This is a genomic window from Bradyrhizobium sp. Kon10, from assembly GCF_055807395.1.
Genome location: NZ_JBVVOZ010000004.1, coordinates 185,930 through 198,272, shown reverse-complemented (window position 1 = coordinate 198,272; position 12,343 = coordinate 185,930). Strand labels below are relative to the sequence as shown.

16 protein-coding genes are annotated in these 12,343 nt (G+C 64.6%); 4 read left to right on the top strand and 12 right to left on the bottom strand.

Translation table 11 applies throughout. The features are described from left to right. Positions 1 to 115: 115 nt before the first annotated feature. Complete coding sequence (locus AC0L2O_RS08505) at positions 116 to 397, bottom strand: hypothetical protein (RefSeq protein ID WP_473369406.1); 282 nt, start codon at positions 395 to 397, stop codon at positions 116 to 118. A 311-nt stretch (positions 398 to 708) separates the two neighbouring features. After that, positions 709 to 1,392, bottom strand: coding sequence for a cell envelope biogenesis protein TolA (locus AC0L2O_RS08500; RefSeq protein WP_473369405.1), 684 nt, complete (start codon positions 1,390 to 1,392; stop codon positions 709 to 711). A gap of 316 nt (positions 1,393 to 1,708) precedes the next feature. Here AC0L2O_RS08500 and AC0L2O_RS08495 point away from each other — a divergent pair, with 316 nt between their 5' ends. Continuing rightward, a complete protein-coding gene (locus AC0L2O_RS08495; protein ID WP_473369404.1) occupies positions 1,709 to 2,062 on the top strand; it encodes a zinc ribbon domain-containing protein YjdM in 354 nt (117 codons plus the stop codon). Between the two features lie 236 nt (positions 2,063 to 2,298). Here the strand turns inward: AC0L2O_RS08495 and AC0L2O_RS08490 are convergent, their stop codons facing one another. Continuing rightward, positions 2,299 to 2,502, bottom strand: a complete 204-nt coding sequence (locus tag AC0L2O_RS08490; protein WP_369724085.1) for a hypothetical protein — start codon at positions 2,500 to 2,502, stop codon at positions 2,299 to 2,301. 222 nt (positions 2,503 to 2,724) lie between these two features. Between AC0L2O_RS08490 and AC0L2O_RS08485 the strand changes: the two genes are divergently transcribed. Then, a complete protein-coding gene (locus tag AC0L2O_RS08485; protein ID WP_473369403.1) occupies positions 2,725 to 4,053 on the top strand; it encodes a hypothetical protein in 1,329 nt (442 codons plus the stop codon). A 7-nt stretch (positions 4,054 to 4,060) separates the two neighbouring features. Here the strand turns inward: AC0L2O_RS08485 and pdxY are convergent, their stop codons facing one another. From pdxY to AC0L2O_RS08455, 6 genes are all read right to left on the bottom strand, one after another. Continuing rightward, entirely contained in the window at positions 4,061 to 4,873 is an 813-nt protein-coding gene (gene pdxY / locus AC0L2O_RS08480) for a pyridoxal kinase (RefSeq protein WP_473369402.1), read from the bottom strand. Between the two features lie 110 nt (positions 4,874 to 4,983). Beyond that, positions 4,984 to 5,292: a hypothetical protein gene (locus tag AC0L2O_RS08475; protein WP_473369401.1), complete on the bottom strand. Its 309-nt coding sequence runs from the start codon at positions 5,290 to 5,292 to the stop codon at positions 4,984 to 4,986. A gap of 80 nt (positions 5,293 to 5,372) precedes the next feature. Then, complete coding sequence (locus tag AC0L2O_RS08470) at positions 5,373 to 5,579, bottom strand: hypothetical protein (RefSeq protein WP_409189003.1); 207 nt, start codon at positions 5,577 to 5,579, stop codon at positions 5,373 to 5,375. Between the two features lie 134 nt (positions 5,580 to 5,713). Then, positions 5,714 to 5,992 carry a hypothetical protein gene (locus AC0L2O_RS08465; RefSeq protein ID WP_369724091.1) on the bottom strand — a complete coding sequence of 93 codons (279 nt, stop codon included), beginning with the start codon at positions 5,990 to 5,992 and terminating at the stop codon, positions 5,714 to 5,716. A 177-nt stretch (positions 5,993 to 6,169) separates the two neighbouring features. After that, positions 6,170 to 7,117, bottom strand: coding sequence for an SH3 domain-containing protein (locus tag AC0L2O_RS08460; protein WP_473369400.1), 948 nt, complete (start codon positions 7,115 to 7,117; stop codon positions 6,170 to 6,172). A gap of 156 nt (positions 7,118 to 7,273) precedes the next feature. Next, a complete protein-coding gene (locus AC0L2O_RS08455; protein ID WP_473369399.1) occupies positions 7,274 to 9,196 on the bottom strand; it encodes an FAD-binding monooxygenase in 1,923 nt (640 codons plus the stop codon). A gap of 97 nt (positions 9,197 to 9,293) precedes the next feature. On the opposite strand from AC0L2O_RS08455, the gene AC0L2O_RS08450 reads away from it, so the two are divergent. Both AC0L2O_RS08450 and AC0L2O_RS08445 read left to right on the top strand, forming a co-directional pair. Further along, a complete protein-coding gene (locus AC0L2O_RS08450) occupies positions 9,294 to 9,758 on the top strand; it encodes a MarR family winged helix-turn-helix transcriptional regulator (RefSeq protein ID WP_369724097.1) in 465 nt (154 codons plus the stop codon). Between the two features lie 134 nt (positions 9,759 to 9,892). Next, the gene (locus AC0L2O_RS08445) at positions 9,893 to 10,324 is read left to right on the top strand and encodes a COG4315 family predicted lipoprotein (protein ID WP_369724099.1); all 432 of its coding nucleotides are present in this window, start codon (positions 9,893 to 9,895) and stop codon (positions 10,322 to 10,324) included. Here AC0L2O_RS08445 and AC0L2O_RS08440 read toward each other — a convergent pair. The 3 genes from AC0L2O_RS08440 to AC0L2O_RS08430 all read right to left on the bottom strand — a co-directional run bounded on the left by AC0L2O_RS08440 (position 10,321) and on the right by AC0L2O_RS08430 (position 12,222). Beyond that, positions 10,321 to 10,509 (bottom strand): hypothetical protein, encoded by a 189-nt coding sequence (locus AC0L2O_RS08440; protein ID WP_473369398.1) that lies wholly within the window; start codon positions 10,507 to 10,509, stop codon positions 10,321 to 10,323. The two genes, AC0L2O_RS08445 and AC0L2O_RS08440, sit on opposite strands and share 4 nt — an antisense overlap. Before the next feature lie 17 nt (positions 10,510 to 10,526). Further along, complete coding sequence (locus AC0L2O_RS08435; protein ID WP_473369397.1) at positions 10,527 to 11,513, bottom strand: hypothetical protein; 987 nt, start codon at positions 11,511 to 11,513, stop codon at positions 10,527 to 10,529. Between the two features lie 112 nt (positions 11,514 to 11,625). Next, positions 11,626 to 12,222, bottom strand: coding sequence for a L,D-transpeptidase (locus AC0L2O_RS08430; protein WP_473369396.1), 597 nt, complete (start codon positions 12,220 to 12,222; stop codon positions 11,626 to 11,628). Between the last annotated feature and the right edge of the window lie 121 nt (positions 12,223 to 12,343).

The window sequence follows — 12,343 nt, the reverse complement described above, 5'->3', positions numbered from 1 at the left end:
GGATGGGTGGAGCGAAGCGATACCCATCACGTCCTTCTCAACACAGTGATGGGTTTCTACGCGCTCCGCTCTGCCCATCATGCGCGCCTGATCAAGTCCGCGTTCGCCGCTGACCTCACCACCAATACGGCCAACGCCACGCCTCATAGCGGACCCACGACGGCTCCAGCGGCGGGCCGTAGGGATCGACCCGGTCGTCTTCGGGACGATAGCGATAGCGTGGAACGATATTGTAATCCCACGGCGTGGGCCTGAGCACCGGCGCCGTGACGATGAGCCTCTCCTGCAGTTCACGAACCACGTGCGCCCTGCGCGTCCGGGCTTCAGCGCCTGATGTCCCGAGCTGACTCAGCACCAGGGCCGTTCCGAGCGCACAGGCTATTGTTGTTTTCTGCATGCGTTGATCTCCTTCCCGCCAAGAGTGCAAAAGGACGTAACGCAAGGCAAGCCCAAATTCGATGCCGGCTTGATTGAATGACGGTTGGCGCCGGCAACCTCTCTCCTCGTCATTGCGAGGAGCTCGCGACAAAATTGCGAAGCAATTTTGCGCGGATGCGACGAAGCAATCCAGACTGTCTCCGCGGAGGGATTCTGGATTGCTTCGCTTCGCTCGCAATGACGGAGTGTGACGGCGCATCGCGCATTGCTTTGGCGCTTGTGCGCCGAAGTGATTGGGGCGCAAAATCCCGCGCAGCATCCGCGCGCGCCCTACTCCCGCGCCCGGCGCACCGCCTCGGCGAGCTTGGCTCTCTGCTTGTCCCACCGGCTCTGCTCGGCCTCGGCGCGTTGATCGAGCGCGGTGCGCGCGGCTTCGATCTGCTCCGCCCGCGTCTCGTGCTCCCGCATCGCCTTGTCCAGCGCGGCTTGCGCGGTTGCGACCGCTTTCTCGCGATGCGCGCGCTCCCTGGCACGAGCGGTCTCTTGCTTGCGGCGCTCGGCTTCGCGCCGCCGCTCTTCCTTTTCGAACGCCGCGGCGGCTTTGCGAGCTTGCTGGTGGTCGATCTCGCGAGGTTGGTTGCGTGCGCTCATTGCCGCGCTCTTGGCCGCCCGCTTGCCTGGCTTGGACTTGGACTTGGCCTTGCGTTTGGGTTTCGCATCGTCATCGGCGAGATCGGTCGGCAGCGCGGCGTGCTCGGTGAACGGGCCGTCCGATCCGACCGGCCGCCGGAGCACGACGCCCGGGCTTGCCATGGTCGCGGCGACGATGTCGGGGTCGTCGGTCTCTTTCGCCGCGCCCTGATGGAACAAATTGGAGCTGGCGCCCCAGGCCTCCAGCGCCGCCTTCATCGAGGGCGCGGCGACCGCCTGGTCGTAGAAGCCGAGCGAGGTCTGGTAGGTCTTGAGTTTTCGTGTCGGTTTTTTTGTCGGTTTTCGTGTCGGTTTTTCTGGCATTGTCGCCCCGCGGCCTGGCGACGCACAAGCCCTCAGCCGCCACGATCCCATCATGCCCCTGTTTTGCCCGACGAGTCAAATTCTATTCGGGATAGCCGAAGTCGGCCCGACACATGCGCTCGACAATTTTTCGGTATCCCAGAAACCTGAAATCATTGGATGTTTCTACTGTGCATGGGGTTGTTTTCGATGTTTTGCATCCGATGGCAGCGATGACCGGGTACGTATGCACCATCAGCGACACACGCGCGCATTTCGCTTGCTTTAGCCGGATGCGAACCTAGGGTGCGCCTCGCCAGCATGGGGGATCAGGCTTTTGACCGACGACACCACGAAATGCCCGAACTGCAATTCGGAGCACGCCTATCAAGATCGCGATCTCTGGATCTGCCCGGAATGCGCCCATGAATGGAGCACTGCCGACGGTGCGGCAGCGGCTGCGCCGCAAGAGACCGGCGTGCGCGATGCCCACGGCAATGCACTCGCCGACGGCGACAGCGTCATCGTGATGAAGGACCTCAAGGTCAAGGGCTCGTCGTCCGTCGTCAAAGGCGGCACCAAGGTCCGCAACATCCGCCTGCAGGACGCCACCGACGGCCACAACATCGCCTGCAAGATCGACGGCATCGGCGCGATGAACCTGAAGTCGGAGTTCGTGAAGAAGGCGTAGCGGCAAGGCCACGTGTTCCTCCCGCGGAACACACAATCCCTCTTAACCAGCCGGGAAAACTGTGCAATCTTCCAAGTGCCGGGAAGGCGTTTGCAGCGCGTATCTATTTTTCTCAACCCGGGGCTGGCTTTTGACAAGACGTCTTTGATTGCATCACCGCATTCAGACTTGCAGGGCCGCCCGCTGGGCGGCCTTTCCGTTTTCGGGTGAAGTGTGTGTTGCCGCTTGGGCGTGGATCAGCCGCCGAGCACGTTGCCCCAGCCGTCGAAGACGTAGCCTTTCCAGGTGACGGCTCCATCCGCGCAGGGCCGGCTGGCGCGGCGATAGTCGTCGGCCTGGTCGGTGGTCCAGGTGATGATCTTGTCGGTGATGCGATCGTGCAGAATGGCGGGTTCAGCGGGATCGAAGGCGTCCATCGGACGAAGCGAGCTATGCGTCATGCCCGACCAAACGCGCCGTGGGCGGCAAGGTTGCGCTGCGTGATGTATCCCAGCTGCTGGAACCCGGATGGAACCGCCGTTGCCCCCAGGCCACAGTCGCCTGAAAAGCCCTTCTTCGCCGATTTGCGTCATTGCACCGCCACATCGCCGCCCGAACAATTGAGACACCGCGTGCTTGGCTGTGCAACACTGGTTCGACGGAACCTTTCGGAGGCGGGGATCATGAATGATCGGCGGTCTCTTATCGTAGCGGTCTCGTGCCCCTCGGCCGTGATGGTCGGCTGGCTGGCACTGTCCCTCTCCGCCTACGCGCCGGCACTAATCGAGAACAGCGGCGCCGATGCAGTCGCCGTCTCACGCGCGAAAGATCTCACCCGCCTCGAGCTCGCCGATATCCCGCGGGCTGCGACCATCGACGACGGCATCGCGCTGACCGCCGACATCGCGGCTGCCGTGGCCACGGTGCCCGGCCCGGCAACCGCCGAAGTGGTAACGCCCGAGACACCCGCCCCCGTCATCAAGCTCGCCTCCGCTGATCCGACCGAGACGCTGCCGGCGGTCTCGCCCGCGCCGATAGCGCCCCCTGAGCCCCAAGTCTCGCCCGAACCTCAGGTCTCACTCGAGCCGACTCCCGCCGCGACCGAATCTGCGCCCGCGGAGCCCACGACCAAGCTCGCATCTGCCGATCCCGGCGACGTCGTGCCGACGGAGATGCTCTCGCCTGCAGCGATCGCGAGCGGGCCCGTTGCCGAAAGCAGGGCGTCGCCCTCGGCCGACACCGTGGCCGTGCTCGACGAATGCTTCGCCATGGATGCCTGCATCGATCGCTTTCTCTGGGCGCTGTACCAGCGCACGCCGAAGGAAGATTCGGTCAAGGTCGAGGACCGCCGCGCCGTCACCATCAAGCGCAGAGGCAAGACGGTCACGGTGATGCGCAGCTTCACAAAGCTCGTCGACGAGGATTTTGGCTGGAAGGATCCGAAAGCGGCCGTGCATGCCAACATGGCGCTGATGGATTACGTCATCGGCGGCATGGACAAGGGCTTCAAGCAAAAGCTGTTTCGCACGCTGCTGGCCGCCGAAGCCGCGGGCCTCTCGCCCGGCATCACCAGCGCGTTCCGCGACGATTACCGCCAGTCGATCGCCAGCGGCCTGAAAGCGGCGTCCGATCGCTCCTATCACGGCGGCAGCTCGCGCGGCGGCTACGGCCACGGGCTCGCGGCCGATATCGTCAGCACCAAGGGCGACAACCGCGCGCAGCGCTGGGTCTCGACGGAAGCGCTGTGGAAATGGGTCGATGCCAATGGCAAGGCGCTCGGCATCGGCAGGCCTTATCTCGGCCGCGACCCGCCGCATGTCGGCCCGATCGACGGCCAGGAGTACGTCTCGCGTCGTGGCGTCGCCAGCGACCGCAAGGAAGCCAGCACCGCGAAGTCCAAGAAGCTGCGGACCGCGAGTGCAAAGTCGCAGAAGGCACAATCGGCACGCGAGCAGAAGAGCCCGGCAAAACCGCAGAAGTCGGCGCAGACCGCCGCGAAGCGGGCGACTTGATCTAGGTTTACGTTTTCGACTGCGGCAGCGGTACCAGACGCATCTCCGCAGATCCCGCCTCCTGCGTCCGGGTGAGCACGGCAAAAACCGTCTCGACCGCAAGCCGCACCGCCGCCTCGATCGCCGTGCCCTTGGCGAGATGCGCCGCGATCAGGCCGGTCAGGAGATCGCCGGTGCCATAGGGACGGATCGGCAGGCGCGGCGTCGCAAAGCGCGACAATTGCCCGTCGGCGCACAAGATCGTCTCCACCTGCCCTGCCGGCGTATCAATGAGCGTGCAGCCGGTGGCGACCACGTCGACCCGGCGTTGGCTTGCAATCGCGGCGGCTGCCGCGCGCAAGCCGTCCGTATCCGCGACCGTGACGCCGGAGAGCAACTCGAGTTCGAACTGGTTCGGCGTGATCAGGTTGGCGGCCGGCAGCAGCCGGAGCCGCAGTACGTCCAGAATTCCGTCGGCGACATAGATGCGGCCGTCGTCTCCGATCACAGGATCGCAGAGATAGACAAGCCTTGGATTCCGCCTCAGCGCCCGCTCGACGAAATCGGCAATGACGGCGGCGTTGTCGGGCGAGCCGAGGTAGCCGGTGACCAGCAATGCGGCTTCGTCGACGAGGCCGCGCTCCTCGACGCCCCTAAGGAGATCGGCGACCAGTTCGGCCTCCAGCACCCGCCCGCGCAAGGTCGGGTAGCGCGGATGGTTCGACAACAGCGTCGTCGGCACCGCCGCGACGTTGACGCCCTCCGCCTGCATGGCAGGAGCGGCCGCGCTGTTGCCGACATGGCCGTGGACCACCTGGCTTTGAATGGAGATGACGAGCATGCAAAGGTCCGTAGGATCAATCACCCTGCAAGGCAAGCGCGGCGGCGAGGCAGACCCATCGGCGCATGTAAGCCGCCTGAGACGGCAAGCATCATCACCCGGAGCTGTCGCTAATGATCCTGCACCGATCGGGGCGGACGCGGTGATGATCGGGCGGATTTTGCGGGCGGCTTCGCCGCGGCACGCGCGGGCGGCGTGTCTACTGATTCCAGATAGGCGGCGAGCGCCTTCGCCATGTCGGGGCTGGTGGCGTAATGGTCTTTCAGGAACCAGGACAGCGTGAGGCTGAAACGCCCCTTAGCAAGGCCGCGCGGGCTGCGATGGCAGGTCGCGCAACCGTCCGCGAAGAGCTTTTCGACCGATTTGCCGGCGTCGAGGTTTTGCGCAGAGGCGGCCGTCGCCGTCAGCGCGGCGGCCACAACAATCACCAGAGGCGCGATGACTTCGCGCCCCGGCCGCAATAACGATCTCAATGTCGTCCCCTGGCCCCGTCCTGCGGTCACGCCGCGAGCAACTGATCGAACTCGGGCGGCGCGTAAGCCTTGCCGTCCTGATCGGTGATGACGACCCGCCAGCCCTCGCTCGCCCAAACCTTCGCCTTCGCCACAATGAGCAAGCGGCTCTCGCGGGCAAAACTGTACTTCTCATTGTCGCGTTCTGCGATCATTTTATAGGCCAATGCGCGTCCCCTTGCGTTGCCCCGCACCCGCTCTCGTCGTGGCAGCGGGCTTTGGCGGCAATTCGCCGGGAGCGTGGCAATTTGGTGCCGTCCACGACAGCATTGCGCCATCATCCGGGCACGGTCCGCCGCAAGGATTGGACTGGGCGACGCGTGCGTTCCTAGTGAACGCGGATGACATGTGGACGGCCGAGGTTCATCAGCCCCTGTATCGCCGACAGGCGATCGTCGAGGGCAGCGATAGTGAGCAGCAGATTGTTGCGCCGCTCGTCGAGCAAACCCGTCTCGGCACCCGACAGCTTTGGATTCGCCCTCTCCTTGTGGATGCCGTCGAGCGATTTGCGCAAGCCGGCAATCAGGCCGCCCAGCTGCTTGGCCTCTCTTGTCATCGAACGCTTCGCGACATTCTGGCGACGCGTGTCCGTCTGGCTCTGTCTCATCGTCATCCTCCCGTGCCCCCGCTGCCCCGAGTGGATGCTTACAGCTTTGGGTAGAGATATTACGATCGATGAAATCTGCGTCCGAAGAACTGGTTCAAACTTTAGGCGAGTTGCGCCCTCCAAAAGAACTTGCGGCCCGCAAAAAAGAGCCCGGCGCGGAGGCCGGGCTCTCTACAACTAGTGCTTCTGATGGCCGCCGGCCGGCGCGCCGCCGCCATGCGGGCCGGCACCCATATGCGGTGCACCGCCGCCCACCGGCCTGGCGGGAGGAGCTGCGCGCGGCGCTGCCATTTGGGCATGCGCATTCATCGGCGAACCATGGCTGACATTGGGCTGGGCCATGTGCTGCATCGCCGGCCGGGCAGCCGACATACGAGGCGCTTCATGTCCGTGCGCCATCGGTTGCACCCGGGCCGCGGCGCGATTGGCGGCATGGTCGTGCATCATGCGCGCCTGCGCATCGCGCACGTTGTGATTTTGCACCGCAGTCTGCTGGTGAGCGAAACGCTCGCTTCGCCCGGCACCGGTGCGGTCATTCGCGACCGCGGCGTTACCCTTTACGACAGCGGCATCACGCCCTGCCCTCACGGCATCGCGCCCGGTGATCGCGGCGCCGCCCCTGGCGTTCTCACCGTTGCGGCCGAGCGCGATCGCGGCATCACGCGTCGCCGCGCGCCCGATCCGGGCGGCGTGCGGATCGATCGTCATCCGCGTCGCGAAGCGCTCATGCGAAGTCCAGTAGTTATTCCAGTACGCGTGCCGCCGATACCAGGGCCGCCCCGCGTAGTAGCTCGACCAGTACGAGCTCAGCACGAAGGGAACGACAGGCACGTCGATCCGGTCGGCATAGTCGGGGAGATAGACGTAGTGATTGCGGTAGAGATATTCGAGATATTGCGACGACACCCAGCCGCGATCGTCGGAAAAGCTCACGTCGCACCAAGCATTGCCACGCAGGCAGCCATGGATGTTGACGCGGGCGCCCTCCGGGATGCGATCGACCATCGGAAAGCCCGCGCCCGGCCCGGCGCGCAAGCCGGTCGAGACGGTCACGATGCCCGGAGCGGCCAATGCGGCCGTTGGGGCTAGCAGCAATGCGGCAACCAAAATGGTTCTGAGTCTCATGGCGTGTTCCTCCTTCTGAAAGTCGGAACGCCCGAGCGGAGACAGCGTTCCGCACAGTGCCGTCGCATTCGTCGAAAGATTGACACACACGGCGTTGGCGGCTGTCTCGGGTTCGATATTCATCCGACGTTCATCGCCGAGGCGAATGGGTCGTGGTCAGCTCGCCCGCAGCATGAACGCGTCGAAGTACGACGCAAGCTCCGCAAACCCATCGAGCGGCAGCACCTGCGCGACATACTGGTCCGGCCGCACCACGACCATACAGCCCGCCTTCCGATCAATGCCGCGCATGGCGAAGATGTCGGCGCCGCTCTTCAGGTCGGGACAGTACATCTTCTCATAGTCGACCAGGCCGTAGCGCCCCTTGCGCGGCAGAAGCTGCGCGGGCATCGCCTCCACGGCGAGCTCGTGATGGTGCTGCTGGAACACCGCCCGCAGGTCGATCACGCTGTCGATGTCGGCGCCATCAGGCGTATAGCGGCGCACCGGCGATTCCCCCGCCTCGCAGAGGAAGTTGCACAACGCGCGAATGGCCGAGCCCGCTGCTGCGGGATCTTCGGCGCGACCAAATGCGTAGATGCGGAAGCGACCGTCGGCACTCGCGGCGTGGCCGAGATGAACGGGCTTTGCGTCGGCGAGCCGGATCACGGGCGCGGAGTGAAAGCGCTTGCCGATGACAAGGCCTTCCGCGAGATGCTGATGCGACGTGCCGCCAGTGAGAATCGAGAAACGATAGTGCGTCGCCGTACCCGCGGTGTAGCGGCCGTGCCTGACAAAATAATCCTGCGTCTCGGCCGCACCGGCACCGCCGGCCTTGGCGGCGGAGGCCAGCATGCCCGCCCATTCGCGATCGAAGTCGATCAGTTCTTTCGCGACGGCCTGGCGTTCGGCCGAATAGGTATGAAGCAACCCGGGCGCACACTGCGTGCGAATGACAGAGGCAAGCTTCCAGCCGAGATTGAAGGCGTCCTGCATCGAGACATTCATACCCTGCCCGGCCTTCGGGCTGTGGGTATGGCAGGCATCGCCCGCGATGAAGATGCGCGGCAGCTGCGTCGCAATTTCGGCCTGCGGCACGTCGTCGAACTTGTCGGTGAGGCGCTGGCCGATCTTGTAGACCGACCACCAGGCGATCTCCTTCACCTCGAGCTTGTGCGGATTGAGGATCCGTCGCGCCTTTGCGATCACGTCGTCGGCGGTGATATTGCGGTTGGCGACGCGCTCCCCGACATCGAGCTTGGCGAGCTCGACATAGAGGCGAACCATGTAGCCCCCCTCGCGCGGGATGATCAGAAGGCTGCCGTCCTGCGCCGACTGGATCACGGCCTTGAAGCGGATATCCGGAAAATCGGTCACAGCCAGCACGTCCATCACGCCCCAGGCATGATTGGCGGAATCGCCGTGCAGTTCGCGGCCGATCGACTTGCGGACTGCGCTGCGCGCGCCGTCGCAACCGACCACGTAACGCGCCTTGATGGTCTCGAATTTGTCCTCGTTCGCCGCATCGACGCGTTCGAGGCGCGCGGTCACCGCATGATCGGCGGGACCAGCCGTCCGATCGACCTGAAGGTCGAGCAAGCGCCGCCCATAATAGGGCTCGAGCTTGGCCGGCGACTTGCGCATGACATCGAGAAACCCGTCATGGATACGCGCCTGGTTGAGGATGACGTGCGGGAATTCCGACAGCCCGTCCTCGACGTCCTGCACCCGGCCGCTGCGCACGATCGTCTCCGGCGCCCGTTCGTCCGGCTTCCAGAACGTCGTCTCGTTGACCCAATAGGCCTCCTTCAGCACACGCTCGCTGAAGCCGTAAGCGTGAAACATTTCCATGGTGCGGCAGGCGATGCCGTCAGCCTGGCCGATAGTTAGCCTCCCCGGCTTCTGCTCGACGATGCAGGTCTTGATATCGGAGAATTGCGCAAGCTGAGCCGCTAACGTCAGGCCCGCGGGGCCGCAGCCGACGATGAGGACATCGACCTCCCGAGGCACCGGACCGACCGCACCTGAAAACTGAACGCGCTCGGCAGGATCCGCGATTTCGGGGTCGCCGGGCTGGAATCCATTCAGATGGAATTGCATGCGCACCTCTCCTGCGGTGTTCAATTTGGATATTGCTCAGTATGCTGACTATCAGTATACTTGTCAAACTGTCCTTCCTGCTGCCGAGGAGATTCCGGTGAAAGACAACAACGACATGCCCGGGCACCTGGCGCGCCGGTTCCAGCAGATCGCGGTGGCAGTGTTTCTGGCCGAAGTCAGCGACGCCGGCTTCGACCTCACGCCGGTGCAGTACGCGGCGCTCGCCACCATCAAGTCCAACCCGGGGCTCGACCAGGTGACACTCGCCGGATTGATCGCCTATGACCGCACCACCATCACCGGCGTGATCGATCGGCTGGTGCAGAAGGGGCTCGCCGAGCGCCGCGCCTCCAGCCGGGACCGCCGCGCCCGCGAACTTGAGCTTACCGACGAAGGCAAGCGCGTCCTTCGCAGAATCACGCCGGCGGTGGAATCCGCGCAACGCGTCATGCTGCGCGGGCTCAGCGCGAAGGAAGGCGAGGAATTGATGCGGCTGTTGCGCAAGGCAATTGCCGCAGGCAACGAGCTCAGCCGAGCCCCGCTCCGCGAGGCACAGGCGTAGCCGGTCTCCGCGCAGTGCCAGCCCTGTCCGTAACTATCGCAGTGCGGTGAAACCTGGAACTAACCTTCGGCTGCTACCGTCGGCTACGCTAGGCGCTTAACGCGCGATTAACTTTGCCGTTTGGGGAGTTTCGGATGTTCAGGTTCGCTCTTGTTGCCGCAGCGGTCGCGCTCTCGACCGTTCCTGCGCTTGCTAACGGACATGGCGGCGATGCCCCTCCGCCACCGAAGCCCGATGCCACGAACTCCCCGGCGAAGGTGGTCCTGACCAAGCAAGGCCCCACGCTCGTCGACCCCAAGGGCATGACGCTGTATTATTACGAGCGCGACACCACCGGCAAGACGTCGAACTGCAACGGCAAGTGCGTCGAGAGCTGGCTGCCGCTACCCGCACCGGCCGACGCCAAGGCCATTGGCGACTTCACCGTCATCAGCCGCAACGACGGCAGCAAGATGTGGGCCTACCGCTTTCGCCCGCTCTACACCTCCCCGGCCGACAAGGCGCCGGGGGAGGCCAACGGCAACGCCACGACACTGCAATGGCGCATCGCACGGCCTGAGAATTAAGGCGACACCGGCGCCGGCGCGCTCGAGCGCGCCAAGCTGGACGGCACGGGCCTGAACGTCGGGATTTCCGCACTCGCCTGAAGCGGCCGGACCTCCATCACCACAAGCACGGGCCCGGTCATGAACCAGATCGCTGCCACGGCCGCAATCACTATTGCCGCGCCCATCGCCGCAAACACTTTCATAGTTCCGTCCTTGGCGATCAGTTGCTGAGAATGACGCCGTGCTGGTGTCGCGACGGATGATCGGCGCTGACCAGCGCGTTCGGATCGCTTGCAACCACGAGTTCAGGTAGCGGCAACGGTTCAAGCCCTGCGAAGCGGCGATAGAGCGCGCCCATCAGGGCCCCGCAAAATGCCGCCGGCACCAGGAGAGCAGAGAGGAGCGGCACAGCCAGCGCGAGCAGCAGCGCGCAGGCGAACGCCGCAACGCCTCCGATGGCCGCATATTCCCACGCGCGGCGGCGGCTCATGGCCCGCGCGACGTGGTGCACACAGAGCATGAAAATGCTCGAAGGAATGACCGAGATCACCATCATGATCATGAACGTCTGCGCCGGAATCACCGCGGCAAAGATGTGGGCGGTGCTCTTGTCCGCGAAGCCATGCATCAACAGCGGCAGCAACGTGTACGGCAGAAGTGTCGCGAGCACAGTCGGCATCAACGCGGCAATCGCAATCCCTGCTACCGACGTGCGGACCTGGACCGGTCCGTCGAATACAATTGCAGGCGGCGCTGCCGGTGCGTTGGCGTGGGGCGTCGTACCGGTTGCGCGCGCAACCGGCACGAGCCCGGCGAACTGGCCATAGAGGAAACCGCCGATCATTCCCGCGATCGTCGGCAACAGACCGATCGTTAGCACCGTACCGTCGCCGGGCGCCCCCAGCTGGATGTGGTTGCGCATCGCAATGCCATAGCTCGCCGCGGCCATGACGCCGCCCATCAGCCCATAGGCGAACCGGCTGGACATCTTGCACTGCCGCAGCACGGTATGGCCGGCGAACAGAAAGGCCGCATTCATCGCCATGCGTCCCGCATAGAACATCACGATCTGATCTGGGGCCGGCACACCTGCGGGATCGGTCACCTGCCCGCCTGCGATTGCGAAGACCAGCAGCACGGCTTCGACGATGGCCAGCGGAATCAGCGCAGCGAACAGCGCGCGCGGCGAATTCTTGACGAGATACATGCGAGCAACCCCTTGCTCGCTGCACGCTAGACGCGAAGCGTTACGGCCGGCGCAAGACAATGGATAAAATTGTCGACAAGCGACGCGCCGGGCGCTTACGGCCCGGAGCGCTTCAACCGTGCCAGCTCGTCGCGGTCTCGACCTGGGCGCTTTGCCCGGGCGGCAGCACCACGACCGTCGCGTTGAGCTTCACCCGATCGAACAGATCGATCACGTCCTCGTTGCGCATCCGGATGCAGCCCGACGAGATCGCCTGCCCGATATATTCCGGCTGGTTGGTACCGTGGATGCGATAGAGCGTGTCCTTGTTGCCGGCATAGAGATAGATGCCGCGCGCGCCCAGCGGGTTGGCGGGGCCGCCGGGGACACGCGCCGGATACGGTCCGAGCCGCGCCTGTATCTCTGGTGTCGGAATCCAGTCGGGCCATTCCGCCATACGCCCGACCCGGGCCACACCGGAAAAGGCCATCGCTTCTTCGCCCACCGCGACGCCGTAGCGGATCGCCTTGCCCTCCGGCAGCACGTAGTAGAGATAGCGCGCATCGGTGTCGACGAGGATCGTGCCCGGCTGTTCCTTGCGCGGATAGTCGACGACGTGGCGGAGATATTGCTCGGGCACGGTCGCCTGGGCGTAGGGCACATGCGCCAGCAATTGCCGGTCGCGCGGCGTCATGCTCGCGTCGCTCGATGGTGAAAGCGTTGCCTGCATGCAGCCGCCGAGCGGAAGCAAGGCAATTGCGAAAACAGCGATTGAGAGTCTTGGCACCGCCGGCCCCCGATAGCGGATAGCAGCGCCCCCAGCCTTGCCAGTTGGTGCCCAAATCGTGCTG